This is a genomic window from Endozoicomonas sp., from assembly GCF_051008435.1.
In the GTDB taxonomy this organism is placed as follows: domain Bacteria; phylum Pseudomonadota; class Gammaproteobacteria; order Pseudomonadales; family Endozoicomonadaceae; genus Endozoicomonas_A.
Genome location: NZ_JBPCXO010000250.1, coordinates 1 through 23,079, shown reverse-complemented (window position 1 = coordinate 23,079; position 23,079 = coordinate 1). Strand labels below are relative to the sequence as shown.

At 48.3% G+C, this 23,079-nt stretch carries 20 protein-coding genes and 3 tRNA genes; 9 read left to right on the top strand and 14 right to left on the bottom strand.

The window, feature by feature from the left end:
- Window positions 1-158 precede the first annotated feature (158 nt).
- The 3 genes from ACR2PX_RS12925 to ACR2PX_RS12915 all read left to right on the top strand — a co-directional run bounded on the left by ACR2PX_RS12925 (window position 159) and on the right by ACR2PX_RS12915 (window position 4,257).
- Window positions 159-947 carry a hypothetical protein gene (locus tag ACR2PX_RS12925; protein ID WP_433999768.1) on the top strand — a complete coding sequence of 263 codons (789 nt, stop codon included), beginning with the start codon at window positions 159-161 and terminating at the stop codon, window positions 945-947.
- Between the two features lie 308 nt (window positions 948-1,255).
- Window positions 1,256-2,920 (top strand): N-6 DNA methylase, encoded by a 1,665-nt coding sequence (locus ACR2PX_RS12920; RefSeq protein WP_433999767.1) that lies wholly within the window; start codon window positions 1,256-1,258, stop codon window positions 2,918-2,920.
- Window positions 2,921-2,928: 8 nt separating this feature from the next.
- Window positions 2,929-4,257 carry a restriction endonuclease subunit S gene (locus ACR2PX_RS12915; RefSeq protein WP_433999766.1) on the top strand — a complete coding sequence of 443 codons (1,329 nt, stop codon included), beginning with the start codon at window positions 2,929-2,931 and terminating at the stop codon, window positions 4,255-4,257.
- A gap of 83 nt (window positions 4,258-4,340) precedes the next feature.
- On the opposite strand, the gene ACR2PX_RS12910 is transcribed toward ACR2PX_RS12915, so the two are convergent.
- The gene (locus ACR2PX_RS12910; protein ID WP_433999765.1) at window positions 4,341-5,831 is read right to left on the bottom strand and encodes a Fic family protein; all 1,491 of its coding nucleotides are present in this window, start codon (window positions 5,829-5,831) and stop codon (window positions 4,341-4,343) included.
- A gap of 521 nt (window positions 5,832-6,352) precedes the next feature.
- Between ACR2PX_RS12910 and ACR2PX_RS12905 the strand changes: the two genes are divergently transcribed.
- The 3 genes from ACR2PX_RS12905 to ACR2PX_RS12895 are packed head-to-tail and all read left to right on the top strand — an operon-like array spanning window position 6,353 to window position 11,503.
- Window positions 6,353-9,760: a type I restriction endonuclease subunit R gene (locus ACR2PX_RS12905; protein WP_433999764.1), complete on the top strand. Its 3,408-nt coding sequence runs from the start codon at window positions 6,353-6,355 to the stop codon at window positions 9,758-9,760.
- A 14-nt stretch (window positions 9,761-9,774) separates the two neighbouring features.
- Window positions 9,775-10,476 (top strand): M48 family metallopeptidase, encoded by a 702-nt coding sequence (locus tag ACR2PX_RS12900; protein WP_433999763.1) that lies wholly within the window; start codon window positions 9,775-9,777, stop codon window positions 10,474-10,476.
- A 31-nt stretch (window positions 10,477-10,507) separates the two neighbouring features.
- Window positions 10,508-11,503: a restriction endonuclease gene (locus ACR2PX_RS12895; RefSeq protein WP_433999762.1), complete on the top strand. Its 996-nt coding sequence runs from the start codon at window positions 10,508-10,510 to the stop codon at window positions 11,501-11,503.
- A gap of 367 nt (window positions 11,504-11,870) precedes the next feature.
- On the opposite strand, the gene ACR2PX_RS12890 is transcribed toward ACR2PX_RS12895, so the two are convergent.
- The 4 genes from ACR2PX_RS12890 to ACR2PX_RS12875 all read right to left on the bottom strand — a co-directional run bounded on the left by ACR2PX_RS12890 (window position 11,871) and on the right by ACR2PX_RS12875 (window position 13,567).
- A tRNA-Thr gene (locus ACR2PX_RS12890) sits at window positions 11,871-11,946 on the bottom strand.
- A 584-nt stretch (window positions 11,947-12,530) separates the two neighbouring features.
- Window positions 12,531-13,142: a homoserine/homoserine lactone efflux protein gene (gene rhtB / locus ACR2PX_RS12885; RefSeq protein WP_433999761.1), complete on the bottom strand. Its 612-nt coding sequence runs from the start codon at window positions 13,140-13,142 to the stop codon at window positions 12,531-12,533.
- A 200-nt stretch (window positions 13,143-13,342) separates the two neighbouring features.
- Window positions 13,343-13,429: transfer RNA gene (locus ACR2PX_RS12880), tRNA-Leu, on the bottom strand.
- Between the two features lie 51 nt (window positions 13,430-13,480).
- Window positions 13,481-13,567: transfer RNA gene (locus ACR2PX_RS12875), tRNA-Leu, on the bottom strand.
- Window positions 13,568-13,768: 201 nt separating this feature from the next.
- Between ACR2PX_RS12875 and ACR2PX_RS12870 the strand changes: the two genes are divergently transcribed.
- Entirely contained in the window at window positions 13,769-14,770 is a 1,002-nt protein-coding gene (locus tag ACR2PX_RS12870) for a hypothetical protein (RefSeq protein WP_433999760.1), read from the top strand.
- Between the two features lie 57 nt (window positions 14,771-14,827).
- The gene (locus ACR2PX_RS12865; RefSeq protein WP_433999759.1) at window positions 14,828-15,874 is read left to right on the top strand and encodes a hypothetical protein; all 1,047 of its coding nucleotides are present in this window, start codon (window positions 14,828-14,830) and stop codon (window positions 15,872-15,874) included.
- Between the two features lie 58 nt (window positions 15,875-15,932).
- On the opposite strand, the gene ACR2PX_RS12860 is transcribed toward ACR2PX_RS12865, so the two are convergent.
- The 3 genes from ACR2PX_RS12860 to ACR2PX_RS12850 all read right to left on the bottom strand — a co-directional run bounded on the left by ACR2PX_RS12860 (window position 15,933) and on the right by ACR2PX_RS12850 (window position 16,821).
- Window positions 15,933-16,208: an HU family DNA-binding protein gene (locus tag ACR2PX_RS12860; protein ID WP_062264255.1), complete on the bottom strand. Its 276-nt coding sequence runs from the start codon at window positions 16,206-16,208 to the stop codon at window positions 15,933-15,935.
- A gap of 132 nt (window positions 16,209-16,340) precedes the next feature.
- The gene (locus tag ACR2PX_RS12855; RefSeq protein ID WP_433999758.1) at window positions 16,341-16,508 is read right to left on the bottom strand and encodes a rubredoxin; all 168 of its coding nucleotides are present in this window, start codon (window positions 16,506-16,508) and stop codon (window positions 16,341-16,343) included.
- A 145-nt stretch (window positions 16,509-16,653) separates the two neighbouring features.
- Window positions 16,654-16,821, bottom strand: a complete 168-nt coding sequence (locus ACR2PX_RS12850; RefSeq protein WP_433999757.1) for a rubredoxin — start codon at window positions 16,819-16,821, stop codon at window positions 16,654-16,656.
- Between the two features lie 145 nt (window positions 16,822-16,966).
- Between ACR2PX_RS12850 and ACR2PX_RS12845 the strand changes: the two genes are divergently transcribed.
- Window positions 16,967-17,938 carry a hypothetical protein gene (locus tag ACR2PX_RS12845; protein WP_433999756.1) on the top strand — a complete coding sequence of 324 codons (972 nt, stop codon included), beginning with the start codon at window positions 16,967-16,969 and terminating at the stop codon, window positions 17,936-17,938.
- A gap of 45 nt (window positions 17,939-17,983) precedes the next feature.
- Here the strand turns inward: ACR2PX_RS12845 and ACR2PX_RS12840 are convergent, their stop codons facing one another.
- The 6 genes from ACR2PX_RS12840 to alc form a co-directional block, all read right to left on the bottom strand.
- On the bottom strand, window positions 17,984-19,210 hold the full coding sequence (locus ACR2PX_RS12840; RefSeq protein WP_433999755.1) for a urate hydroxylase PuuD: 1,227 nt from the start codon (window positions 19,208-19,210) through the stop codon (window positions 17,984-17,986).
- Between the two features lie 2 nt (window positions 19,211-19,212).
- Window positions 19,213-20,511 carry a guanine deaminase gene (gene guaD / locus ACR2PX_RS12835; RefSeq protein WP_433999754.1) on the bottom strand — a complete coding sequence of 433 codons (1,299 nt, stop codon included), beginning with the start codon at window positions 20,509-20,511 and terminating at the stop codon, window positions 19,213-19,215.
- On the bottom strand, window positions 20,508-21,026 hold the full coding sequence (locus tag ACR2PX_RS12830) for an ureidoglycolate lyase (protein WP_433999753.1): 519 nt from the start codon (window positions 21,024-21,026) through the stop codon (window positions 20,508-20,510). Before ACR2PX_RS12830 ends, guaD begins: the two co-directional genes overlap by 4 nt.
- A gap of 77 nt (window positions 21,027-21,103) precedes the next feature.
- On the bottom strand, window positions 21,104-21,442 hold the full coding sequence (gene uraH, locus ACR2PX_RS12825) for a hydroxyisourate hydrolase (protein ID WP_433999752.1): 339 nt from the start codon (window positions 21,440-21,442) through the stop codon (window positions 21,104-21,106).
- A complete protein-coding gene (gene uraD / locus ACR2PX_RS12820; RefSeq protein WP_433999751.1) occupies window positions 21,439-21,975 on the bottom strand; it encodes a 2-oxo-4-hydroxy-4-carboxy-5-ureidoimidazoline decarboxylase in 537 nt (178 codons plus the stop codon). The genes uraH and uraD overlap by 4 nt, the downstream gene beginning before the upstream one ends.
- Window positions 21,972-23,079, bottom strand: a 1,108-nt coding sequence (alc, locus tag ACR2PX_RS12815; RefSeq protein WP_433999750.1) for an allantoicase, incomplete at its 5' end; no start/stop codon positions are given. The genes alc and uraD, both read right to left, overlap by 4 nt.

Below are 23,079 nucleotides of genomic sequence, written 5' to 3'. Positions count from 1 at the left end.
GCGTAGTGAGGGTGTTGCACACATGTCTGATCCTTCAGAAATTTTGATCCTTACAAATCAATCGTCTCCTGAAGGCTATTTCTGTTGCAACCCCTCACTTTTCATCAGCCAACCTGTAAAAGCCCCGAAGTTATCTGATAGCGGCGTATAACCTGGGTATGAAGTCTGATTATGATCCCAGGCACCAGTTAGAGAACGGTAAATGCTTCCACATCCAGTTCAATCCGGCTGATGCCATACCCAAGTACGCTGAGTTTGAACGAGTCAGAGATCGAACCCTCTCTAATGCCGAGATTCATCAGCTGTGGCATGACCTGGATCAGATCAAGCAAACCTGGAGTCCACTCTATGGTCTGTTACTGAAGTTTTGTCTGGCCTGCTTCGGCAACCGTCCGGAACAGCTCAATCATATTCAGTGGACGGATATTGATTGGCGTAGAAGAGCGCTGAGGTTTATTGATACCAAAGGCAAGAATGCCGTCCCCAAAAAGAGGGTGATTCCACTGACCCGTAGAGCGCTTGAAATATTGGAAGACGCTCAAACAATATCGGGAGATTTCAGTGGCCCCTTTATGATTACCGGTAAGTCACCCATTGATGTGTCCAATCTTGGGTCGCTGGTGAGTGAGTATAACGACTGGTTGCAGGATCAGGCCGTTTCAGAGGGAAGGTGGATTCCAGAACGTTTTACTGCCAAAGACTTGAGAAGAACCTGCACCCGGCTGTTTACTGATCAGAGAGTGTTGAAAGAACATCGTTATCTCTTACAGAGCAGGGAAGATGGCAGTGTAGAATCCAGGCATTATGATCACGATGACCGGTTGGATGAAAAGCGGGATGTTGCCAAGATTTATGATGATTATCTGAGCAGTATTCTCAATGGTGAAAGTACCTGTGATGAAGACCGGACAGTGGTTGAACTTGAAGACTATCGAGAGCTGGCCTGATGACAGGGCAGCTTATGGGTTGAAGTCATTCTATAACCGTTTCCTTTCCTGTAACCTAACTTGATTATCAATCAGTCATTGGCCGTATCTCTGCTGTACACTTCATCCATGGAGCCTGCCGGACTTATGACAATTTCGGTCTGAAATCCAGAAAGAGCGGCCAGTTTTTCCGTTGAATTTGCTTAAATAGGTCAACTATTCGCACAAATCCAACGAAAAAGCTGACTCGCTCTACTGAATTTCAAACTCGAAAGCATAAGTCCGACAGGCTCCGGGCAAATGGCCAACAACTCAACCGGTTACCTTACATGTCTCAGGAAAAGCTTACCCTAGAAATCCTTACTCTTGAAACATTAGAAAGCTGGCTCTGGGAATCCGCCAATATCATGCGCGGTTCTATCGACAGCTCTGACTTCAAAAACTACATCTTCGGCCTGATTTTCCTGAAGCGGTTCAACGATGTTTTTGAAGAAAAAGTAGCGGCCATCATGTCCGACGAAGACTGCTCTCGAGAAGAAGCTATTGAGATAGAGCAGGAAGACGGCGACCACTTTGTACCCGAGCACGCCCGCTGGAGCTTTATCACCAGCCGCACTGAGAACATTGGCGAAGCCATTGATGAAGCCTTTGGTGATATTGAAGCCCAGAACAGTTACCTGGAAGGTGTGCTAACCGCCATTCAGTTTGGCGACAAAAACAAACTGGGCGACACATTGCTGGCTCGTTTGCTGCGCCACTTTAACCAGTACAACCTGGGCAATAACAGCCTGTACAAAGCCGATATGCTGGGCGATGCCTACGAATACCTGATCAAACAGTTTGCTGACGATGCCGGTAAAAAGGGTGGAGAGTTCTATACGCCCAAACCCGTCGTGCAACTGCTGGTTAACCTGCTGGACCCACAGCCGGGGCATACCGTTTATGACCCGACTTTTGGCAGTGGCGGTATGCTGGTGGAAAGTGCCCATCATGTTTCTCAACTGCCGGATGGCATGATTGCCGGGCAACCCAATATCATGCTCTACGGTCAGGAAAAGAACCTGGGCACCTGGGCCATCGGCAAGCTGAATTTATATCTGCACAACATGCGTGCCGAATTGGAACGGGGCGACACCCTGGTAAAACCGCTGCACCGGGATAATGAAGGCATTCAATGCTTTGACCGGGTGATTGCCAATCCGCCATTTTCAGCCAAAAGCTGGTGGACGCATGTAGAAGTTAACCGTCCGAAAAAAACAGATAAAAGCGGCAAAGAGAAAGAAGTACCGCCCAACTACAAGAAAGAAGTGAAAGACCCGTTTGGACGACTGGGTTACGGTATACCACCCCGTGGCTACGCTGATTTGGCCTTTGTACAACATATGCTGGCCAGTCTGAAAGACAATGGTCGTATGGCGGTCGTCTTGCCCCATGGTGTGCTATTCCGGGGTGGAGAAGAAGGAAAAATTCGCACAGGTTTGCTCCAGGGGGCCAAAGAATTGCCCGGTGACCGTGTTGAAGCCATTATTGGCCTGCCCTCTGCCCTGTTCTATAACACCGGCATTCCCGCCTGCGTGCTGATCCTCAATAAGCAGAAGCCTGAAAATCTGAAAAACCGGGTGATCTTTATCGACGCCAGCCAAGAGTTTGCCGAAGGTAAAAACCAGAACAGCCTGCGCCCACAAGATATTGAACATATCCACGATGCTCACAGCGCGGCTTTCCACAACAATGCAGAAGAAGAGAAATACTGTCGTGTGGTAGAGCTGGCTGAGATTGAAGAAAACGATTTTAACCTGAATATTGCCCGGTATATTGATACTTCGGAGCCGGAGCCTTCTATCGACATACCTTTGGTATTGGCTGAGTTGGGAGTGATCAGTGGTCAGTTGGCAGATGTTGATGCGGAGCTGGATGGGTATCTGGCCGAATTGGGCCTAACCTCCTCCCGTCATTCCCGCGAAGGTGGGAATCCAGAAGTGGAGGTGGCGTGATGGGAGTTATGTTGCTGGAAGGATATAAAGAAAGTCCTGTTGGGGTAATACCTGCTGATTGGTCATTTGATGAATTGAAAAGCTTCATCGAGATAAAGCATGGTTACGCTTTTCCTGGTGAGCATTTTGGGGATAAAGGCGCAATCTTGTTAACTCCCGGTAATTTTAAGAGAACCGGAGGCTTGTATTTTAATGAACGAAATACCAAGCGGTTTAATTCTGATTATCCAGCGGAATATGAACTCAAGGCTGATGATTTGGTCGTTGTGATGACCGACCTTTCTGTCAAATGTGAAATATTAGGAAATATGGGATTGGTAACTGAAGATGAACCCCTGCTTCATAACCAACGAATTGGCAAGATTAACTTCCTTAGCAACTCTTTGAGCAAAGAATATCTCTTATATCTTGCACAGGCAGAAGACTACAAACGATATATTCAAAACACTGCAACAGGTACGACTGTTAGGCATTCATCACCTTCAAAAATTTTGGATGCTAAGGTTGCTGTCCCCCCACTCCCAGAACAAAAAAAAATAGCCCAAATCCTCTCCACTGTGGACAGTAAACTGACCCTGATCGACCAGCAGATCGCTGCCACCCAGACCCTGAAAAAAGGGTTGATGCAAAAGCTGTTTTCCGAAGGTGTGGGTACGCAGGATGCCGATGGGAACTGGCAACCTCATACTGAGTTTAAGGACTCTGAACTGGGGCGGATTCCGGTTGGGTGGGAGGTAACTCTTCTGGATAAATTGGCTAATAGGGGGAGTGGTCATACACCTGACAAGCAAAAGCCTGAATACTGGAATGGTGGGATTAAATGGATTTCTTTGGCCGACTCTAGCAAGCTTGATCAAGGCCCAATTGACACCACCGACAAGGAGATTTCTTCTTTAGGTATTGATAATTCTTCTGCAACTCTACACCCCAAGGGAACAGTTGTACTTTCTAGAGATGCTGGCATTGGCAAAAGTGCGGTTATGGACCAAGAAATGGCTGTGAGTCAGCACTTCATTGTGTGGAATTGTGAACCTAAAGGTCTGCTTAATAACTGGTATCTGTATTACCTGTTACAGCTCATGAAGCCAGAGTTTGAACGTATTGCTATAGGTTCAACAATCAAGACCATAGGCTTACCATTTTTTAAAAAATTAAGAATTGCGCATCCATCCAATATGGCAGAACAAAAACAAATAGCCAAAATCCTGTCCACTGTAGACTGTAAACTCAATCGCTTAAACACTAAAAAATCCCAAACCCAACAACTAAAAAAGGGCCTGATGCAAAAGCTGCTGACCGGCCAGATACGAGTGAAACCAGATTCACAGGATTACTGACATTGTGACAGTGCTAGTGGCGACTGTTTTGAAGAAACGGCTATATGAATTGTCTACTCACTGCGTAGACAATTCATTGGGCGCTACTTCCTGGTGGTGCCTTTAAGCACTTCAGCGGCAATCTGGTCGATCTGTTCAAAGTCATGATCGGTCAGAAATTCAAACTGCTTTTGTTTCCGCTTACTCAACTTGCCTTTGTTGTCCAGAATAATCCTGACCATCAGGCGCAACTCTTTGGCTGACAGGTCAAGCACCTGATCCAGTGCCCGGTAGAGTCGGTCGGCCAGCACTAGGGTGTCAATCTCTTTGGGTAACAGGTGTTCGGCCACATCGTTAATTACTTCGCAAAGCCATTGGCAGTAGTGAGTAAGGTCCAGGTAGCGGAACAGATGGTCTGTTTCCCCTTCAATGGTGATATGCCCGGCTTCATCAATGTAATAGTCAGTCTGGGCGCAGATAGCTCTGGATAGCCGATCCAGTGTCTGATAATAATCCTGCTGACGGTTCAGAATCCCGCCGGATACCGGCAGAATAATACCCGGTTGCAGGATGCCGGACTTTGCCAGAACATCCTGAATCAGGTAGCGGCTGATCCGCCCGTTGCCGTCCATAAACGGATGCAAATAGACAAAGCTGGCGGAGAGAATTCCTGCCCGAACACTGGCGGGAATGTTCGAGTCGGCCAATCGTGCCACCATGGCAAACCAGTCATCCATCAGGTCCTCAATGTTTTCCGGACGGGGTGGCGGCAGAGCGACACCCTGGGGGCCTGGGCCGCCAATATAGTTTTGCTCAACCCGGTAGTCAGGCTCCTGTTGGTGGGCATCCTTGATGATGTTCTGGATTTCAATCAATCGCTCTTTGGTCAGTGGCGTTTGGCCTGCCATTTCCAGTGCCCGGCCAAAACGAATGTATTTATCAGGCGTTATGTTTTCTGACTCAATTTCAGAAGAGGTTCGGGTTTCATAAGTGGTCAGGAAACGGGAAGCTCTGGCAAATACTTCTTCGTCATAATCCGCCAGGGCACTGTGCAGGCATTGCTCCAGTCTGGTATCGGATGCGTCACGCAGGGCATCCGTTTTTTGAACCAGTGGTAGGAATCTTCCGTGTCCCGGTAAATTGTTGCGCAGGCAATAACGCCGAACATTCATGGGTTGAGCGGTAAAGTAGCGTTCTTCATCGAGAACCGACTCATATTTAACGGCTTTGCAGTCAGGCAGTGGCAGCAGGGTTTCCGTAAGGTATTCATACCAGAACCACAGACGACGGCTCCAGTGGCTGCTGGGGCGCTTCTGGATGGTGGCCTGAATGTGATTCTCTACGCCTTTTTGCAGAAAAACCTGCTGGAGATAGGCGGGGTTAACGCCTTCATGCTTTAAAGCAAACAGCAGGTGTCCAACCAGAGTTTCTTCCGGTCTGGCTGAGTCGGGAAAGTTCTGCTCCAGAATCTCATGCCGTTTCACTTGATTGGCTCTTGTTCCCAGCAAACCACCCGTGTATGAGCGAACAGAATGAGGTAAAACACTCAGCTGACAGTGTTCTTTCAACCATTCATAGCCAAGGGGAGCTGGCATAAATCGAGCCTTTTGATAGAGGGTAAAAACTAAATACTGCCATAAAAAACTAAATTTACCTCAAAAAAATCCAAAAAAACTAAATATTAAGGGACGATATGACCAAGAGAGCCCTGTCTGTCGGTAAGCATTTGGGAGAACCCCAAATGATCCCTCTCAAACGACTCAGCCCCCATGGCAGCCATTAAGCTGAGTCAGCTCGCTTTATTTGATGGTTATTTGATAGCGATCAGAACACCCTGTTTGGTTTTCCCTGCCTTCCGGTGAAAACAGAAAAAGCTAAATCGAGGCCGCCCTCTGGCCTGAAAACTAAATATCCATGCAAAAAACTAAATATGACCGGAAAAAATGGGCAAAAACTAAACAGCCATGAGCTGGAAGTGCAGCTTAATCCGAATCATAGAAATAGCTGAAGTAGATATAGCTGCACTTCCATAGTAAACAGCAGGGCGGCTCTGGTGAGGTTCTGACAGTCGTGATAGGGTCAGAAACGACAACTGTTGCCTGTGAGACACCTCCTTATGAACAAGGGTGCCGTACCCTCTTCCTCTCCCGAACGGGAAGGTGTTGAAAAGCCTGCCATCGCCTGGTTACAAAGGCTGGGTTATACCCACTTGTCTGGCAAAGCAGTGGGTGAACAACAGTCGCACAGGCACCTGCTCCCTATTTTGACGGATGTGCTGACGGATCGACTGCTGGCTTTTAATCCCTGGCTGGCCGACGTAGCAAGTGGTGCGGAAAGCGTTCTAAGAGAATTAAGAAAGTTCTGGAACGATAACCTGATGGAAGCCAACCAGAAGTGTTGGGAGTCCGTTGTTCATGGCAGTGCGATCCAGATCAAGGATGCTGATGGTCGTCTCCGCAGTGTCTGTTTCTTCGATCAGGTTGAGCCATTAAATTCGCTCCAGAGAAACGAGTTTCATGTAGTGGATCAATTTGTCGGCACCAACAGTGACGGTGACGAATTTCGTCCGGACCTGTTGTTGTTTATTAATGGTCTGCCGCTGGCAATGATCGAGTGCAAGGCCAGTCACGTTAAAATAGGTAAAGGCATTAACCAGCTGCTGGCGTATCAGAACAGTCATCCACGTCACTTTGTATTTAATCAGGTATGTGCAGCTATAAACCGTAGCCAGGCTCTGTACGGTGCAATCTTTACGCCTGAAGCTTTCTATTTTCGCTACCGCCTGGAAGAAAAAGAGTTAGCTCTGGTAACGCAATTAAAAGGCAGTGAGCCGAATGAGCAGGATAAATTGCTTTGGGCACTGTTTGAGCCTTCCCGCTTTGTGGAGCTGGTCTGTCAATTTGTGCTGTTCGAGCTGGATGAAGGTAGAACGATTAAAAAGCTCCCTCGCTATCAGCAATGGCGAGCGGTACGTAAAACCATTGCAAAGCTGACGGCAGATAAATCAGAAGGCGGCCCATCTGGAGGAGTCGTCTGGCACACCCAGGGCAGTGGCAAATCGCTGACCATGGCCTATCTTGCCCGCTATCTGAGAGCTCAGTGTCTGGGCCTGAATAACCCCAGTGTACTGGTGTTAACTGACCGAACTGATCTGGATCGACAGATATCCAATACGTTTGCCAATGTTGGTATGAGTCCGATCAAAGCACCATCGGTTGCTGGGCTGGAGAGAATGCTCTCCAACGACTATGGCAGTGTTTTCACCAGTACAGTACAGAAATTTCAGGAGCGGGACGGTAAGCCGATTAAAGCTGCTGCCAAAGATTCAGAGTCTGAGAACGAAGAGCTACAGACTCGTGTAAGAAGAGTTTTAGAAGGTAATCAGTTCTTTATCTGCGAAGATGTAAACGTCCATTTTGGCAAACTAAATGCTGATGGTACCGCCAAACCCAATAAGTGGGTCGAGCAAAGCCGTGAGGCGGTAGACTTTCATGTTCTAACGACCAAGCCTAATTTTTATGTGTTGGTGGATGAAGCCCATCGCAGCCAATACGGCTTTCTTGCTACCTTTATGCGTGCCAGCTTGCCCAATGCCAAGTTTGTGGCTTTTACCGGTACTCCTTTGAACAAGGGAGACAGAAATACCCTGGACGCTTTCATGGGAGCAAGTGGCTCGGGAGATTATATAGATACCTACCGGCTGGATGAGGCTGTAGCGGATGGTGCAACCTTACCGATCAAATATCAGGAAGGGATGACTGAGCTGACGGTGGACCCGGAGCTGGATAAAGCTTTTGGTGACTTGTTTGGGCAGGAAGATGAAGTTAGACAAAAGCAACTTAAACAGGCGTTGCTGAAAAAACGGCGCACCGCAAAAGATCGCATTGATGAAAATGCACGACACTTGATTGAGCACTTTCTGGGGAGCGTCAAGGCAAAAGGCTTCAAAGGGATGCTGGTTTGTGATGGTCGGGATATGGCGGTGCGCTACAAGGATACGCTGGATGCCATGATGGCAGAACGAAAGGACGCTGGACAGGAAACCTTTGAAAGCCGTGTTGTGATTTCACTGGGTGGTATCACTGAGAATAAAACCGGTGTCAATGAAGCAAAAGCCGCTTATGAAGTGCATGGCAGGCAACACAAGCTGCAAACCATTGAGGAACGGGTTCGTAGTGAAATAAAAGAAGGCAAAGAACCCGTAGCGGTGCCGACGGATGATATCCCGAACCTGGTCAATAACCTGTTTAAAAAGCCCTATTGCTTTATGGAGACGGGCGATGAAAGCCAGAACGATGAGAATACGATCAATGTGAACAACATTGGACTGTTAATTGTTTCCGATATGCTGCTGACTGGCTGGGATGCTCCTATTGTCAACACGCTCTATCTCGATAAACCGCTGAAAGAACATACGCTATTGCAGGCTATTGCCCGTGTGAACCGGACTCGCAAAGGCAAGAATGCGGGTTACATCGTTGATTATTACGGTGTGGTTGAGTATCTGGATCAGGCGTTATCGATTTATGGTGGCGACGTGAAGCCTGAGCAGATCTGGACAGATATCAACAGTGAATTGCCCAAGCTGGAAACTGCCCTGCAAAAAGTGTTGAACCTGTTGCCCAAAAAGCACGATCTGGTTAAGCAATCAGAGCTTTATAAAGACGATGCTGATCGCTACCTTGATCCGGATGTCAGGTTGGATGTTGTTGATGAGTTTCTGGCGGCCTTTAAAGAGTTCAATGCCCGGTTGGATGTGGTACTGCCAGATGAACGTGGAGCACGCTACAAGCCTTATTTCAAAGTACTGGGAGAGATCAAGCTGGCATTGAGAAACAAGCTGCCAGACGATGCTCATAAGGGCCCTTTAAACCAGCTTGAGTCAGAGCTTCTGCAACAACTTCTTGACGAACATATTGAGGCGGATGAAGTACGGAGTCTGTTAGGCAAGGAAATCTCTATTCTTGATGCCAATGATATGGAGCGACTGCGTAAACTGAAAAGTCTGGGCAGCCAGGCTCTGACCATGAAAAACCAGCTTAAACACACGATTGCTACCGGCAAGCAGAAGAATCCTGGCTTCTTTGGACCTCTTGAAGAAGCATTGAAAAAGTTGATTGAAGACGAGAAGGAAAAGCGAATCGAGCAGGCCGAGTTCCTCCAACAGCTGGAGCTTTTCAGTCAACAGATTCGGGAAAAAGCATCGGGAGCTCAACAGGCAGGTTTCAGTTCCCCAGCGCAAATTGCTGTGTACGATTACTTGGGCTCTCAATTGAGCGACCAATTGAGCGATCAGGCTAGTGATGGGCAGGACAGTGTATCTGCCAGGCAGTGGACTCAGGCTTTGTTTGAGGATGAGAATATAGGAAGTGTGCTTGCCAGTCCCATCTGGAAAGAGAAGAAGGAAATTCATAAGGAGCTGCAAAAGCAGATCCGTAAAAAGCTACGGGCACTGGCCGGTTGGGATATGAGTACAGCGCGACAGCATGCGGCTACTCTGTTTGACATTCTTTTGAATAACTGAGGCTGACCACACTGATGCCTGTTTACCAATATGGCACCACTGCTATCTCCTGGGTCTTTCGGGAAGAGCCTGAGTTGAAGCAACACTATGTAACCGTTGAACGGGACAAGCCGGTTCTGTTGCGAGGCCCCAAGGTGCCAGAGAGCGAGCAACAAGAGCTGATTCGCTATCGAGCTCGGTGGATCAAACAGAAACTGGTCGAGGTTAATCAACCTCTGAAAGATGAGTTTGTCACAGGCAGCCGCCTGCTCTATCGAGGGAAAACCTGGTACTGCGTTGTAGAGCCCGCTTTGGAATTACGTCAGGCGTTGATCAGTTTTAATCACAGCCGGTTTTTTATTCAGTCACCGGAAGGTCACAGCCTTTCCAGAGATACTCTGAAAAGTGTTAGAGAACAGTTCTTCCGTGATAAGGCCAGGGATAAGTTATTTCCAAGAGTTCGTTACTGGCAGCGGCAGACAGGCTTGGAGGCCAAAGGCGCAAGGCTGTTTAAATTCCAGCGTCGCTGGGCCAGTTGCACAGAAGACAACGTATTGGAATTTCATCCCCGCTGTATGGAGTTTTCTCCATCGGTTCTGGACTATGTGATTGTCCATGAGTTGTGTCATACCGTAGAGAAACAACATGACAAGGCATTCTGGAAACTGGTCAGCCAGCATTATCCGGACTGGGAACGGTGTCATATTGAAGTTCAGCGTCTGGGCGTTGAAGTTTGAGTAATCAGGATAAGATCCAACGGAGTAGAACATGTCAGGATGGATGATCCGAGCAGGCAGAGGCGGTCAGTACTTTGAAGATTTTGAGCGTGGGTACGTGGCTATTGGCTGGAATGACCTGGGGGATCTGAATCAACTCAAAGAGCTTTCCGCCTTGCGAGAAGCTTATATCAGTTTGTACGACGACAGTAAGCCAAACCGTACTTCTAACGCAGTGCATATGCTGCGTAAGTTTCGTGATGAAATCAAAAAAGGCGACTTGGTCACCAGTTACAGTCCTGAGCTGCGGGAATATTTGATCGGTGAAGATCTGGGTGAATACGTCTATCTGGATAATGGCCAGTTGGTAGGTGACTATGCCAATGCCCGCAAAGTTCGATGGTTAGGCAAGATCTCCAGAGATCTATTGTCACAAGCAACACGTAATTCGCTGGGTTCTACACTAACTTTGTTCTCATTGTCTGATGGTGTCTGCCAGGAGCTGCTTTCTGTTCTTGAGGGGAAAAGCAAACCGGTTGTAGAAAGTCCTGAAGAAGAGGTTGATGACCTTAAAGCGATGATGCTCGACACCATTTCTCGGGGTCATGAACTGATCAAAGACAAGATTCATTCTTTAGATCCGGAAGAAATGGAGCATATGCTGGCAGCTGTATTACGTGCCATGGGGTACAGAACCAGAGTGTCACCAAAGGGTCCTGATCGTGGTGTGGATGTGACTGCATCACCTGATGGTTTAGGGTTAACCCAACCCAGAATCAAGGCAGAAGTAAAGCATCGTACAGGCAGTATGGGGGCTCAGGCCATCAGGAGCTTTCTGGGTGCACTTCGTGAAGGAGACAAAGGTTTGTATGTCAGTACTGGTGGCTTTTCAAGAGAAGCTCGATATGAGGCTGAGCGAGCAGCCTTTCCTGTAACTCTGATTGATATGGATGACCTCGCTGATTTGATTGTGACTCATTATGACCAGTTCGATACAGAAGGTCGGGCTCTTTTACCCATGGTGAGAATTTATTGGCCCGCCGAGTAAATATTGGTGGGCCTATGAGTGTGTAGCTCTCTGTGTGATCCCCCCCATTATTTTCAGGAGACTCTTTGGGACTCCATGTCCAGCATAGGGGGAGACTCCCCCCCCGGTGAGTGTTTGAAGGGGTAGCAGATGGTGTAGTACTACACTACCCCACACTTTTTGAGGTAGGGTGATGCTACACTTTCCCCCCCAGCCCTTATTTTCTAGGGAAATAAAAAAGCCAGGTTGTGGATAACAGCCTGGCTTTTTTAGTACTAGGGTAATATGGTGTAGCACACCGTGTAGCATTAACCCTTAAACGACTGAAACAAAGTATACAATTCTTGTCTCATGTCAATTCTAAGTCGTTGATAACTTAGAAGAAAATTGGTGCCGGCACCAAGAGTCGAACTCGGGACCCACTGATTACAAGTCAGTTGCTCTACCAACTGAGCTATACCGGCAAGGAACGAGATGCATGATATGTATGAGCGGGTTCTTTGTCAATAACCCCGGATACAAAAAACAGACCTCATGGTCTGCTTTTCGTACGATCCCTGTGAATCCTTTTCTTACTCTTTGTTTCAGAGCTTCCTGCTCTGAAAGTAGCATCCTGCTGTGTTGGTCTTTCCTGACCACTTCAGGCGTCCTGCCTGGTTTGCATCCTGCTGAAATCTTGGGTCTTCCTGACCTTCTGGCTTCCTGCCAAACTGCATCCTGCAGTTAATCCTTTCGTCCTTCAGGCATCCTGCCCCAATTCGCTTCCTGCAACCTGTCGTCCTGACTTCAAAGCTTCCTGCTTTGCCTGCTGCCTGCAGTGTTCAAGTCTTCCTGACTCTGGGCATCCTGCCCGGTTCGCTTCCTGCGCTTTGGATGGTCATCCTGACTATCCTGAGGCATCCTGCCTCTATGTCAGCTTAAGTCTTCCTGACTTTGTGGACTTCCTGTCCCGAGCTGACGATTCCTATTATCCATGATTAGGTATTTTCCGAAATCGGAGGTTTTCCTTTCAGTTTGTGAGACATTGACCATAGTGCTATTGGGAAGGTTACCGCTGACTGGCAGCCAGAAGCCCGCCACAAGCGATAAACAGGGAGCCAAACAGGCGGTTTTGCAGCTTTCCGTACTTTCTCATAATAGGCCTCAGCTTCAGGGCAAAGCTGGCATAACCCACCATGACCAGACTGTCGACGATGACCATGGTGACTCCCATGATCAAGTACTGGGGCCAGAGTGTCAGAGCAGGGTCGATAAACTGCGGTAGAAAAGCAGCCTGAAAAACAATGGCCTTGGGGTTGGTCAGATTAACCAGAATGGCACTGGCAAAGGACTTTCTCTGGCTGATGTTGGATGGGCTCCCGGAAGAAAGTTCTTGCGCGACTTCGCGCCATTTCATGATGCCCAGAAATATCAGGTAAATGGCTCCTACCCACTTGATCACAGTGAACAGGGTTTCAGAGGCGGCCAGGATGGCTCCGAGGCCAGCTGCTACAACAATCAAAAATAGAATCAGGGCTACCTGAAGCCCCATAATGGAAGGCAGGGTCTTGATTAAACCTGAGCGTATAGCTGTTGCCATGGTGTTCACAGCACCGGCACCGGGTGTGACACTGATAATGATGGTTGCGGCCAGAAAAGCCAGCCAGGTGTTAAGTTCCATTGATGATTCCGGGACAGCAAAACTGTCAGGTCGATTTATTGAACAGGTGCGTTGTTTTTAATCGACGAAAGAAGTTCGTGCAATAGAAATACAATGTTGAGTGCAGAGAAGTAAAAGGAAGAGACAATTAACCAGAATGGCGAGTGAGAGCTGAATACTAAAAAAGCCGATCAAAGATCAGCTTTTTAAAGTTTGTGATATGGTGCCCAGAAGAAGACTCGAACTTCCACGCCCTTTCGGACACTAGCACCTGAAGCTAGCGCGTCTACCAATTCCGCCACCTGGGCATATCACTAATTGTTTGGACTTTGCGTCCGGCCCAATCATCGTTAAATGACTGGTGCCCAGAAGAAGACTCGAACTTCCACGCCCTTTCGGACACTAGCACCTGAAGCTAGCGCGTCTACCAATTCCGCCACCTGGGCCCTGCGATCAGCGATGTGCTGCTCGACAAGTGCGGCGAATATTAGGGATATAAGCCGAAAGTGTCAACACCCTGGTCTAAAAATAGGGATTCGGAAAGTACGTTTTAAGGTCTTAAAAATAAAAGGCTTATCCCGCTTTCTTGCATAATGGCGGATGTTTGCCACGCTTTCTGGGTTCATTCAACAAGTAATGGTTTTGCTATGCAACTCGGGCCTGGTGTTGTGTTTCTTTTGATAAGTGCTTTTTTCACGCCTCTTGCAATCAGTAGTGGCATGCAGCCAGAGGTACCGGCTAAAGAGCCTTCTTCAGCTTCTCCTGCATCTTTAATCAATAAAAGCCATTGTCCATCTCCGGCGGATATTGTTTTCAATCCTGTCAATAAACACTGGGAGGCGCCGTTGACTGAGGGAATGCCAGCCTCCTGGGGAAAAATGCAGTCTGTAGCTGCGTATGAGGCAGCTGAATCCGGAGATTCATTCGTATTTAAACAAGCCGGTATTGATAAAGAACAAGGGGTTTATTACCTCTCTTGCCTTTATCGGGTGGCTGATTTTTCAAGAGAAAAGAGCTATGAAGTGGTGCTCGAAGCTGAAAATCCAATGTTGATGCAGGGAGCCATAGCGCTACCCATTATTACTGCTGATGGAAGATGGACAGGAAAGGCAACAGAGCATCAACATCAGTTTGAGTGTCAGACGTATTTCGAGAAGTGCGTGTTCAGGATCCCTCAGCTGGTGATCCAGCGACAGAGCACCCCCAATGAACCGGTGTATTCTGAGTGGGATAGACCTCCTGAGAGGTTAATGCTGGGGCCTCTCTCTTGGAGCACAGGAGAGAAAAGTTTTATTGCCGAAGGAAAAGAAGGGTACGTTTATTCAGAGGAAGATTTTCTTAGCAGTACGGATCGCACCCAACTTTTAAGAGGTGAGACCCAAAGCATGGAAGATACGTACGATATTATTAAGAGGTTTTATGATTCGTCTTCGGGTGATGTTGAACCGTTTGAACCCTGCCTGGATAAAAAAGGATTTAAGCTTTGCGGTTGTACGGATGCGGACTTAAAGGAAAATATTAAGAAAGACTCCATTGCTCTGATCAGTGTGTCTGAACAATTTAACAATGATGGCCACTTAACGGGCTTTTCATGCAAACTAATTGTGATGGGCGCTAATCACTCTGATGCATTAAAAGATAAACCTTAGGAGTCGGTCTGTTCTCGGCCAACCTCCTGATTCTACAGGTCATCCCAGGGAAATATTATGAAAGTGAATGGAAAGCAATACCGTTTTCTGAAAGAAAGTTTGGAAGGCTGGTCCCGGGATGGTCTTTTGGAAGAAGGGAAAAAGGTGGCCTTGCTTGAGTCTATGGAAGTGCGCTCTTTTCAATGGCGTCTGGTGGCGCAGTATGCTTTTTGGGCTGCTCTTTCTTCCATGGTTTTGTCTTTATTAGCCGTGGTTATGGATGACGCCTTGATGGAATGGCTGGAGCACCTTTTTACTCTTCAGAATGGTACTCGAAGCTTGTGTTTTGCTGTGCTGTCTGTGGGCATTTATCTGTTTGGCGGGTGGTTCAAGTCTCGTCAGAAACATGGTGTTTTCAGTCAGGAACTGATTTTTTTCCTGGGTGCAGCTGCCACGGCGGGTTCAATTTATTATCTGGGGCAGGCTATCGATACAGGCAGTGGTCATTATTCGCTGTTACTTCTGCTTGCTGCTGTGATCTACCTGTTGGTAGCGGTGATTCTGGAGTCTCTACTGCTTTGGGTGACAGGGCTGCTGGTATTGGTCTTCTGGTTTTTTGCTGAAACGGCCTATTGGGCCGGTGGCGAGGATCAGGCGTTTTTCGGGATGAGTTACCCGCTGCGATTCCTCCTTTTTAGCTTGGTGATTCTTGCGCTGAGTCATGTCCTGACATTCTTTAGACGAACTCTGGCATTTTTTGAAACGACTCAATTCATCTCGTTGATGGTGCTTTTTGTATGCCTGTGGATTTTGTCCATGGTGGGGAATTATGACTACCTGCTTGAGTCTAACGAAGCATCACAGGCGGAGCTTTGGTTGTGGCGACTGGCCATGATTGTGGCATCCGGTCTGGCACTGGTGATAGGTTTTCGCCGAGATGACTCAATACTGAGAATCAGTGGCGTCTGCTTTCTATTGGTTAATTTGTATACCCGGTTCTTTGAATACGGCTGGGATGAAATGCATAAAGCCTTGTTCTACGCATTGCTAGCGCTTAGCTTTTGGCTGTTAGGACGATACTCTGAAAGGCTGTGGTTGGGGCTGACGGGAAAAAGGAAGGTTTGAATAAATGAGGTTGTTCTGACAGCAGAGCAACCTCCGGAATTCTTTGGCTCTGCCAATATCAGCCGTTAACGGCATCCTTAAGGGCTTTACCAGGTTTGAAGGCTACTGTATTACTGGCAGCAATCTGTATCGGTTCACCGGTTTGTGGGTTTTTACCTGTACGTGCGGCTCTGCTGCGCTGCAGGAATGTTCCAAATCCTACAAGGCTGACAGTGTCTTCTTCTTTCAGAGCGGAGGTTATGGTTTCAATCAGAGCATTGAGAGCCTGATTGGCCTGGTCTTTTGTCAGATCTGCCTGGTCGGCAATGGCATTTACGAGTTCTGGTTTACGCATGGTGTCATGCACTCCTTCTTGTTTTTTTTATCTTCCGTTGGGCAAGCAACCATCAACAGACTAAAACACTGCAGAGGTTAGAGCAATAGCCTTTCTCCCGAAATACGCGGGAATCAGGCTATTTCGATAAAATCAGCCTACTTCAGCCATTTCAAAGTCGTCTTTGCCGACTCCGCAATCAGGACAGAGCCAGTCTTCAGGGACATCTTCCCAGCGGGTTCCCGGATCAATTCCCTCATCTGGCCAGCCTTCAGCTTCATCGTAAATCAGGCCGCAGACGACACACTGCCATTTCTTCATTGTTGACCTCCAAACACCGTTCTCACTCTCTAATTCTTATGGGTGCCGACGGGAGTTTAACAAGCTTAAATATAAAAGGAATAACCTGAATGATCTTTTTGTCCGGTTGGTCTCTATAGGGAGACGATTGAGCATAGCCAGGCACCTAATCCAGCTCAACCATTTCGAAGTCCTGTTTGGCTGCGCCACAGTCTGGGCAAACCCAGCTGTCAGGCACCTCACTCCAGGGAGTACCCGGCTCAATACCTTCATCAGGCCAGCCTTGTTCTTCGTTGTAGATAAAACCGCAAACAGTACATTGCCACTTCTTCATGTCTGTCTCCAAAGAGGTTATAGCCGCTTAAAAGTCAGTAACGACAGTCGCTATTTTATACAACGGAAGCCACCCATGGATAAAAAAAAAGAATTTGTGCCACGCTCAGATAGCCTTTTTTAATCTTGCTGGTGGAGTAGTAAAAGTGAGTTTCAGACAAGTGTTGGCCGGATTATCTGTGGTGCTTCTGGCTCCGCTGACATCGGTATATGGACATGTTTTTTATTGCCCTCCAGGAGAGGAAATCAATCTGGAGCAGACACAGGATGCAAGGCGTTGGGTTGGCGATGTATCGCACCTTCCAGAAGGTGTTCCCGACTTCTTTAAATCGCTCAGATATACCGCTGATTCATTGGTGGAAGAGGTGGGGCCTCGTGCAGCCAATGATGAAGTCACTCATCCAAAAAGCAATCAGGATCTTCAATTTCTCAGGGCTTATTACGAGGCTGGTAGTAGTTTCAGATACGGTTGTGTTTATACCGACAAGCAAGATACTCAGATAGAGATTGATCTGGCTTTTGACGGTGCCAAAATCCCTGACAGTAACCTGCCCTTATTGGTTGAAACCTATGGCCTTGAGTGGGGGAAGCAAAAAGATGGGGTTTGTAAGCAGCGTGAGCGCTGTGGTTTTTTTGTGCCTGTGATCGCCATCCGCTATGAACTGATTTCCAGTGAAGCTCTGGGTGAAAAGGACGCCGGTATTAAACTCAAGGGCCTATATGATACAAAGGAAAACCCTCACAACATGACATTACTGGCCATTACCGGAAGGCATTATAAATTTGAGTCAGAAGCCACTTTACAAAAGCCTGGTGTGACCGGGTTGAACGTTCTTTATCCTGGAGGTGAAATGGACATGTTCAGTTTCCTCCGCTCCAATGGTTTTCAGAAGAGTATACGGGAAGATTGCAGCTTTAAGTCGGAGAGTGTTGAGATCTGTGACTGCGCGGATAGAAACATTCAGGCAGGCCTTCAGTCTCATTCACATATCATTCTGGATGTTTATCATGGGGTAGAAGAGCACAAAGTGACCAGTACGCTTCGTTGTGATCTCTACAGCATCCCTTTATCTGGCTTGAACCACACACCTTCGGATCATGATCACGAAGAGTTATAGAAAGGTTACCGAGGGCTCGGATTGATTCAGAGCCCTCAGTTTGCGTCAATTCATAGAGACTTTGAGTGAGTCGTTTCCTTCCGACTTCAGCTGTTGATACCACTGCCCCAGAAGCTGACGTTCTTCCTCCGTCATGTCTGTCCGGTTCGCCAAAGGCATGATCTGCGTCAGAACTGCCTGACTGTATATCTTGTCCGCTTTGCTGGCTATCGACTCATAGTCATCAAAAATCAGTCCCCCCGGCGCTGCCTGAAAGAGAGGATCAGTGGGCTGGGCGGCATGACAGGTAGAGCAGCGGCTGGTGACAATCTCGACAATGGCCTTTTCGTCAAAGGCGGGCTGCTCAGCGACTTCAGGCAGAGGGGCCACCTGGGGTCGGATGACAAAAGCCAGACTCAGCATTACTACGGCAGCGGTAGGCCAGAGCCAGGTTAATACAGCACCCTGATTACGGCGGTTAAAGAAGTGTCGGATCAGAATGGCTGCCAGAGACAAAGCCGCAAGAATGGCCCAGTTCCAGTCATGACCATAAGTCATCGGGTAGTGACCACTGATCATGATAAACAACAGTGGCAGAGTGAAGTAGTTATTGTGCCTTGAGCGTAGCAAGGCATGCTGGGCTATGGCTGGGTCAAAGCTGCTGTCGCCTCTTTCGGCGGCGTCAACCAGCTTCCTCTGGGATGGAATAATAATCTGGAAGACATTACCTACCATCAGTGTTCCGATCAGGGCTCCTACATGGATATAGGCGGCTCTGTCACTGAACAGCTGAGCGTATCCCCAGGCAGAAAATACGATCAGCCCAAACAGTACAGCGCTAAACAGCTTTTCATTGTTAAACAAGGGGGTGCGGCAAAGGAAGTCGTAAACCAGCCAGCTCATCAGCAGACTGAATGCGCTTATTGCAATGGCTGACGCTGATGACAGTGGAGAGTCAGGCGTTAGCAGATAACTTTCTGCTCCCCAGTAATAGATGATGGCCAGTAAACCAAAGCCACTCAGCCAGGTTACATAGGCTTCCCATTTGAACCAGTGCAGAGTTTCCGGCATTTTCTCCGGAGCCAGGTGGTATTTGTTTATTTCATAAAAGCCTCCACCATGCACAGCCCATAATTCTCCCTTAATGCCTTTTTTCTGTTTGGCCTGAGGGGCTTTTTCCAGTCGGCCTTCCAGCCAGTTGAAGTAAAAGGATGCACCGATCCAGGCAATACCTGCCGTGACGTGCAACCACCGAAAAATCAGGTTCAACCAGTCCTGTAGATAGGATTCCATGCTCAGCTTTTTCCTCGAGTTTCCTGGCCCATGACAATGGCTTTCTCTATGACTCTGTCGTCACCCATTACCATCAGGACACCCAGTAACTCTTCCAGTGTTTTTGTTTTATCTGTTCTGAATTTCAGCAGTGGCGTGGCTTCGGGATTAAGTACCAGAAAATCAGCCTCGTTACCGATCTTGAAACTACCGATGCGGTCGTCGAGGTGCAGAGCTCTGGCGCCCCCCAAAGTAGCCAGGTAGAAAGCTTGAAGAGGAGAAATCGTATTCTCGCTCAACTGAGATACCTGATAAGCGTCTTTCATGGTGTTGAGCAGGCAAAGGCTGGTGCCACCGCCCACGTCTGTTCCCAGCCCAACACGAATATTGTTGTTTTTAGCTTTGGAAAAATTGAATAACCCGCTACCCAGAAACAGATTGGAGCCTGGGCAGCAAGCGATGGATGAGTCGGTTTCAGCCATTCGATTCCAGCTTTGATCACACAGATGGATGGAGTGTGCAAAGACGGATCGTGGGCCAAGCAGGCCATGCTGGTCGTAGACATCCAGATAGTTGTCGCTTTCAGGAAACAGTTCCTGAACCCATGCTATTTCTTTGGAGTTTTCAGAAAGGTGGGTATGGAGGTAGAGATCTTTATGTTCTTTAAGCAGTCGACCGGCCATGGCGAGTTGCTCTGAAGAAGAGGTGGGAGCAAATCGGGGAGTCACTGCATAAGACAGTCGCCCTTTATTGTGCCAGAGATCGATCAGTCGTTTCGAATCTTCATAGCTGCTCTCAGGTGTGTCGAGCAGATAGTCCGGTGCATTTCGGTCCATCATGACCTTGCCAGCAATCATGCGCATGTTGCGCTTTTCAGCGGCTTCAAAGAAGGCATCGACGGATTGAGGGTCCACTGTACCGAAAATCAGAGCGGTTGTGGTTCCATGGGTCAGACACTGATCCAGAAACAGTTCTGCGATTTCTTTTGAATACTCAGGATTTGAGAACTGGGCTTCAGCAGGAAAAGTATATTGCTCCAGCCAGTCGAGCAGTTGCACTCCACAACCAGCCATCACTTCCAGTTGGGGGTAGTGCACATGGGTATCGATAAATCCCGGTACGATCAGCCTGCTGGAGAAGTCCCTGACTTCACAACCTTCCGGCAGTTGCTCCAACAGTGCTTCCGCAGGACCACAAGCCTTGATAACGCCTGATTCAACCAGTAATCCACCGTCGTCAAAGTATTCCCAGCTTTGCGCTCCCTTCTCAGGATCGTCCAGGAAATGAAGTACAGAGGCGCGCCAGAAAATGGGGGTATTCATAGCGATGCTCCCACTGTCAGAGAAAGGTGTTCTGGTATTAAAACTTCATCACAGTTGTGTCCCGAACCGGTGCGGTCAACCACCAGATAGGAGATACCTTGACCCACAGAGAGTAGTGGATGATGCCAGGTGCCTGGATGATAGTTGATGCCTTGAGAACCATCAGCAGCAAAGCATCGAATCTTATTAAAATCCGGTTTCTGGTGGTTATCCGGGGCGACAACAATAAAAAATGGCTGCTTTTCCAGAGGTATGAAGGCCTGACTGCCCAGGGGGTGACGTTCCAGTAAATCCAGCGGGTAGGGCTGCCTGATGGCTTCTGTATGGTAAATATGAATAGCCACTTCACCTTCGGCATCGGTGGCAATCCGGGTGAGATCGTTGAATTTGTGACAGCGACCCTGGTTGATGATCATGGCGTCACCACAGGCTTCGATCACATCGCCGAAGGGTTTGAAGCTTTCGGCAGTCAAGGGCTCTACAGGGAGAGCCCGGGTGGTTAACGTTGTTAGCATGGGCGGGTGTCTCTTTGTTCTTATTTTTTGTCAGCGTTGGTCTGTGCAACGCCTTTTTGCCCGACAAAGAGTGAGAGTCAGCTCCCTCTGTATGTCGAATACCCAAAGGGTGAAATCAGCAATGGCACATGGTGATGACGGTTGTCACTGACTTCGAAAATGACGGTTACTTCCGGATAAAACGACGTTTGACCCAACCGGTTGAAGTAACTCTGAGTCTCAAAGTCCAGCTTATAAATACCTTTCGGGAGATTCACCTCGTCAGTGGCAAGACTATTTACTCTTCCGTCGTCGTTGGTTGTGCCCTGCCCTATTTCTACCCAGCCGTCTTCTGCTTGCTTATACAAAGTAACGGGAACCCGATCTGCAGGGTGGCCGCGCGCAGTATCGAGGACATGAGTGCTGATCCCGGTCATAAAATCATTCCTTCTTTCGGCAGAGAGGCGTTCTTGAGCATTTTACACAGGCGAATACGGGTAATTTTATGCTGTTCAGAGGCTGCAATTGAAACCTCATCTGCGGGTTCGTTGCCTAAACGTTGCTCAAGCAGTGCTAGCATCTCACCGGCTGTTTTTCCGGTAGCGCAGACAATGAAAATATAGCCAAACCGGTTCTCATACTGTTTGTTGCCTTCAGCCAATGCTTGCAGGGTTTGTTCATTGGCTTCGTTGACCCTGGACTGTTCAAGTCCGGCCAGGGTCTGAGTATTAGCGTACTTTTCTTTCAAACTGTTGATATCACCGATTTTCGGGTGAGCATCAAAAGCTTCCAGGTAGTCCGATTTCTGGCAATGAGACCATACGGCGTCAGAAGCGATCAGCAAACTTTCAATATTGGCAAAGGGTCTTGCTGCGACCATGCACTCAACCCAATGGCCGCTGGCACAACACTGACGGAAGACTTCTGTTGCCTGCTCTTCACTCAATGCGTTCAGTTCGCTCAGTGTCATTTCGTTTGCTCCGGCTGACCCACTACTCTTAGTCTGGATACGCCTCCATCGGGGTAAATATTAAGGCGGACATGAGTGTAGATTTCTTGGGTATTTTCCAGGTTTTCTACAAAAGTATGATTGCGATGGGCGTGAAGTTTCTGATCAGGCAGGAGGCTCTGCCACTGTGCGCTGTCGTCTGGCACTTCTCCTTCAAAATAACAGCCTTCCAGGCCACCTCTGTCGGGATAATTTCCTTTGAAGTGCAGGGTATCTATTTCAACCCGGCCAATTTTGCCTGGCGTAGCGAGCTTGATGATCATCCAGTCGTGGCCACCATTGCGTCTTCTGCGCGTTTCCCAGCCATCGTGCATGTCAGCTCCCCGGCCCGGACGGAGCAGGTTTTGCATAGGGCTGAAGAAAGCGTCTGAGCAGTTGACTGGACGAGCCCCATTCATCAGGGCAGACAGGTCAACGGGTTCATTGGGGAGGAGGTTCTGGGTGTTAAACAGAATTTTTCCGTAGACTCTGAGACGGGCAACGCCCCCATCAGGGAATATTCTCAGGCGGATATGAGTGGCTTCAACAGGTTGGTCCAGACTGATCAGGTTGCGATGATCGGCATGGATGGCAATTCTGGCCGTCATACTCTGCCAGTGGCTGTGCATGTCGGGGTCGGATTCGCTGGCGATATATTCCAGTTGTACGGCACCTGGTGCATTGCCTTTGAAGTGACGGGTATCCACTTCTACCCCTTCAACCATTCCCAGGGTTGCAAGCCTGACGATGACCCAGTCTTGATCTCCACTCCGGCGTCGGCGGGATTCCCAGCCATCCATCCATTTGCCGTATGCCGTGTACTTTTCCGGAAGGAATACAGGTTCAGAGTCCAGTAGCAGATTGTCTTTTTCAGCAAAGAAATCATCACTGGCAGACAGTACATCACCACCCAGAGCCCGGGCTGCAAGATCAGTTTTTGTCTGTCGCCATAGCAAAGCTTCTTCTGAGCCATCAGCCAGTTGAGAGCCATCAGCCAGTTGAGAGCCATCAGCCAGTTGAGAGCCATCAGCCAGTTGAGAGCCATCAGCCAGTTGAGAGCCATCAGCCAGTTGAGAGCCATCAGCC

Coding starts and splice junctions, on each gene's coding strand:
- ACR2PX_RS12925 (WP_433999768.1), top strand. CDS start 159: ATGAAGTCTGATTATGATCCCAGGCACCAGTTAGAGAACGGTAAATGC.
- ACR2PX_RS12920 (WP_433999767.1), top strand. CDS start 1,256: ATGTCTCAGGAAAAGCTTACCCTAGAAATCCTTACTCTTGAAACATTA.
- ACR2PX_RS12915 (WP_433999766.1), top strand. CDS start 2,929: ATGTTGCTGGAAGGATATAAAGAAAGTCCTGTTGGGGTAATACCTGCT.
- ACR2PX_RS12910 (WP_433999765.1), bottom strand. CDS start 5,831: ATGCCAGCTCCCCTTGGCTATGAATGGTTGAAAGAACACTGTCAGCTG.
- ACR2PX_RS12905 (WP_433999764.1), top strand. CDS start 6,353: ATGAACAAGGGTGCCGTACCCTCTTCCTCTCCCGAACGGGAAGGTGTT.
- ACR2PX_RS12900 (WP_433999763.1), top strand. CDS start 9,775: ATGCCTGTTTACCAATATGGCACCACTGCTATCTCCTGGGTCTTTCGG.
- ACR2PX_RS12895 (WP_433999762.1), top strand. CDS start 10,508: ATGTCAGGATGGATGATCCGAGCAGGCAGAGGCGGTCAGTACTTTGAA.
- rhtB (WP_433999761.1), bottom strand. CDS start 13,142: ATGGAACTTAACACCTGGCTGGCTTTTCTGGCCGCAACCATCATTATC.
- ACR2PX_RS12870 (WP_433999760.1), top strand. CDS start 13,769: ATGCAACTCGGGCCTGGTGTTGTGTTTCTTTTGATAAGTGCTTTTTTC.
- ACR2PX_RS12865 (WP_433999759.1), top strand. CDS start 14,828: ATGAAAGTGAATGGAAAGCAATACCGTTTTCTGAAAGAAAGTTTGGAA.
- ACR2PX_RS12860 (WP_062264255.1), bottom strand. CDS start 16,208: ATGCGTAAACCAGAACTCGTAAATGCCATTGCCGACCAGGCAGATCTG.
- ACR2PX_RS12855 (WP_433999758.1), bottom strand. CDS start 16,508: ATGAAGAAATGGCAGTGTGTCGTCTGCGGCCTGATTTACGATGAAGCT.
- ACR2PX_RS12850 (WP_433999757.1), bottom strand. CDS start 16,821: ATGAAGAAGTGGCAATGTACTGTTTGCGGTTTTATCTACAACGAAGAA.
- ACR2PX_RS12840 (WP_433999755.1), bottom strand. CDS start 19,210: ATGGAATCCTATCTACAGGACTGGTTGAACCTGATTTTTCGGTGGTTG.
- guaD (WP_433999754.1), bottom strand. CDS start 20,511: ATGAATACCCCCATTTTCTGGCGCGCCTCTGTACTTCATTTCCTGGAC.
- ACR2PX_RS12830 (WP_433999753.1), bottom strand. CDS start 21,026: ATGCTAACAACGTTAACCACCCGGGCTCTCCCTGTAGAGCCCTTGACT.
- uraH (WP_433999752.1), bottom strand. CDS start 21,442: ATGACCGGGATCAGCACTCATGTCCTCGATACTGCGCGCGGCCACCCT.
- uraD (WP_433999751.1), bottom strand. CDS start 21,975: ATGACACTGAGCGAACTGAACGCATTGAGTGAAGAGCAGGCAACAGAA.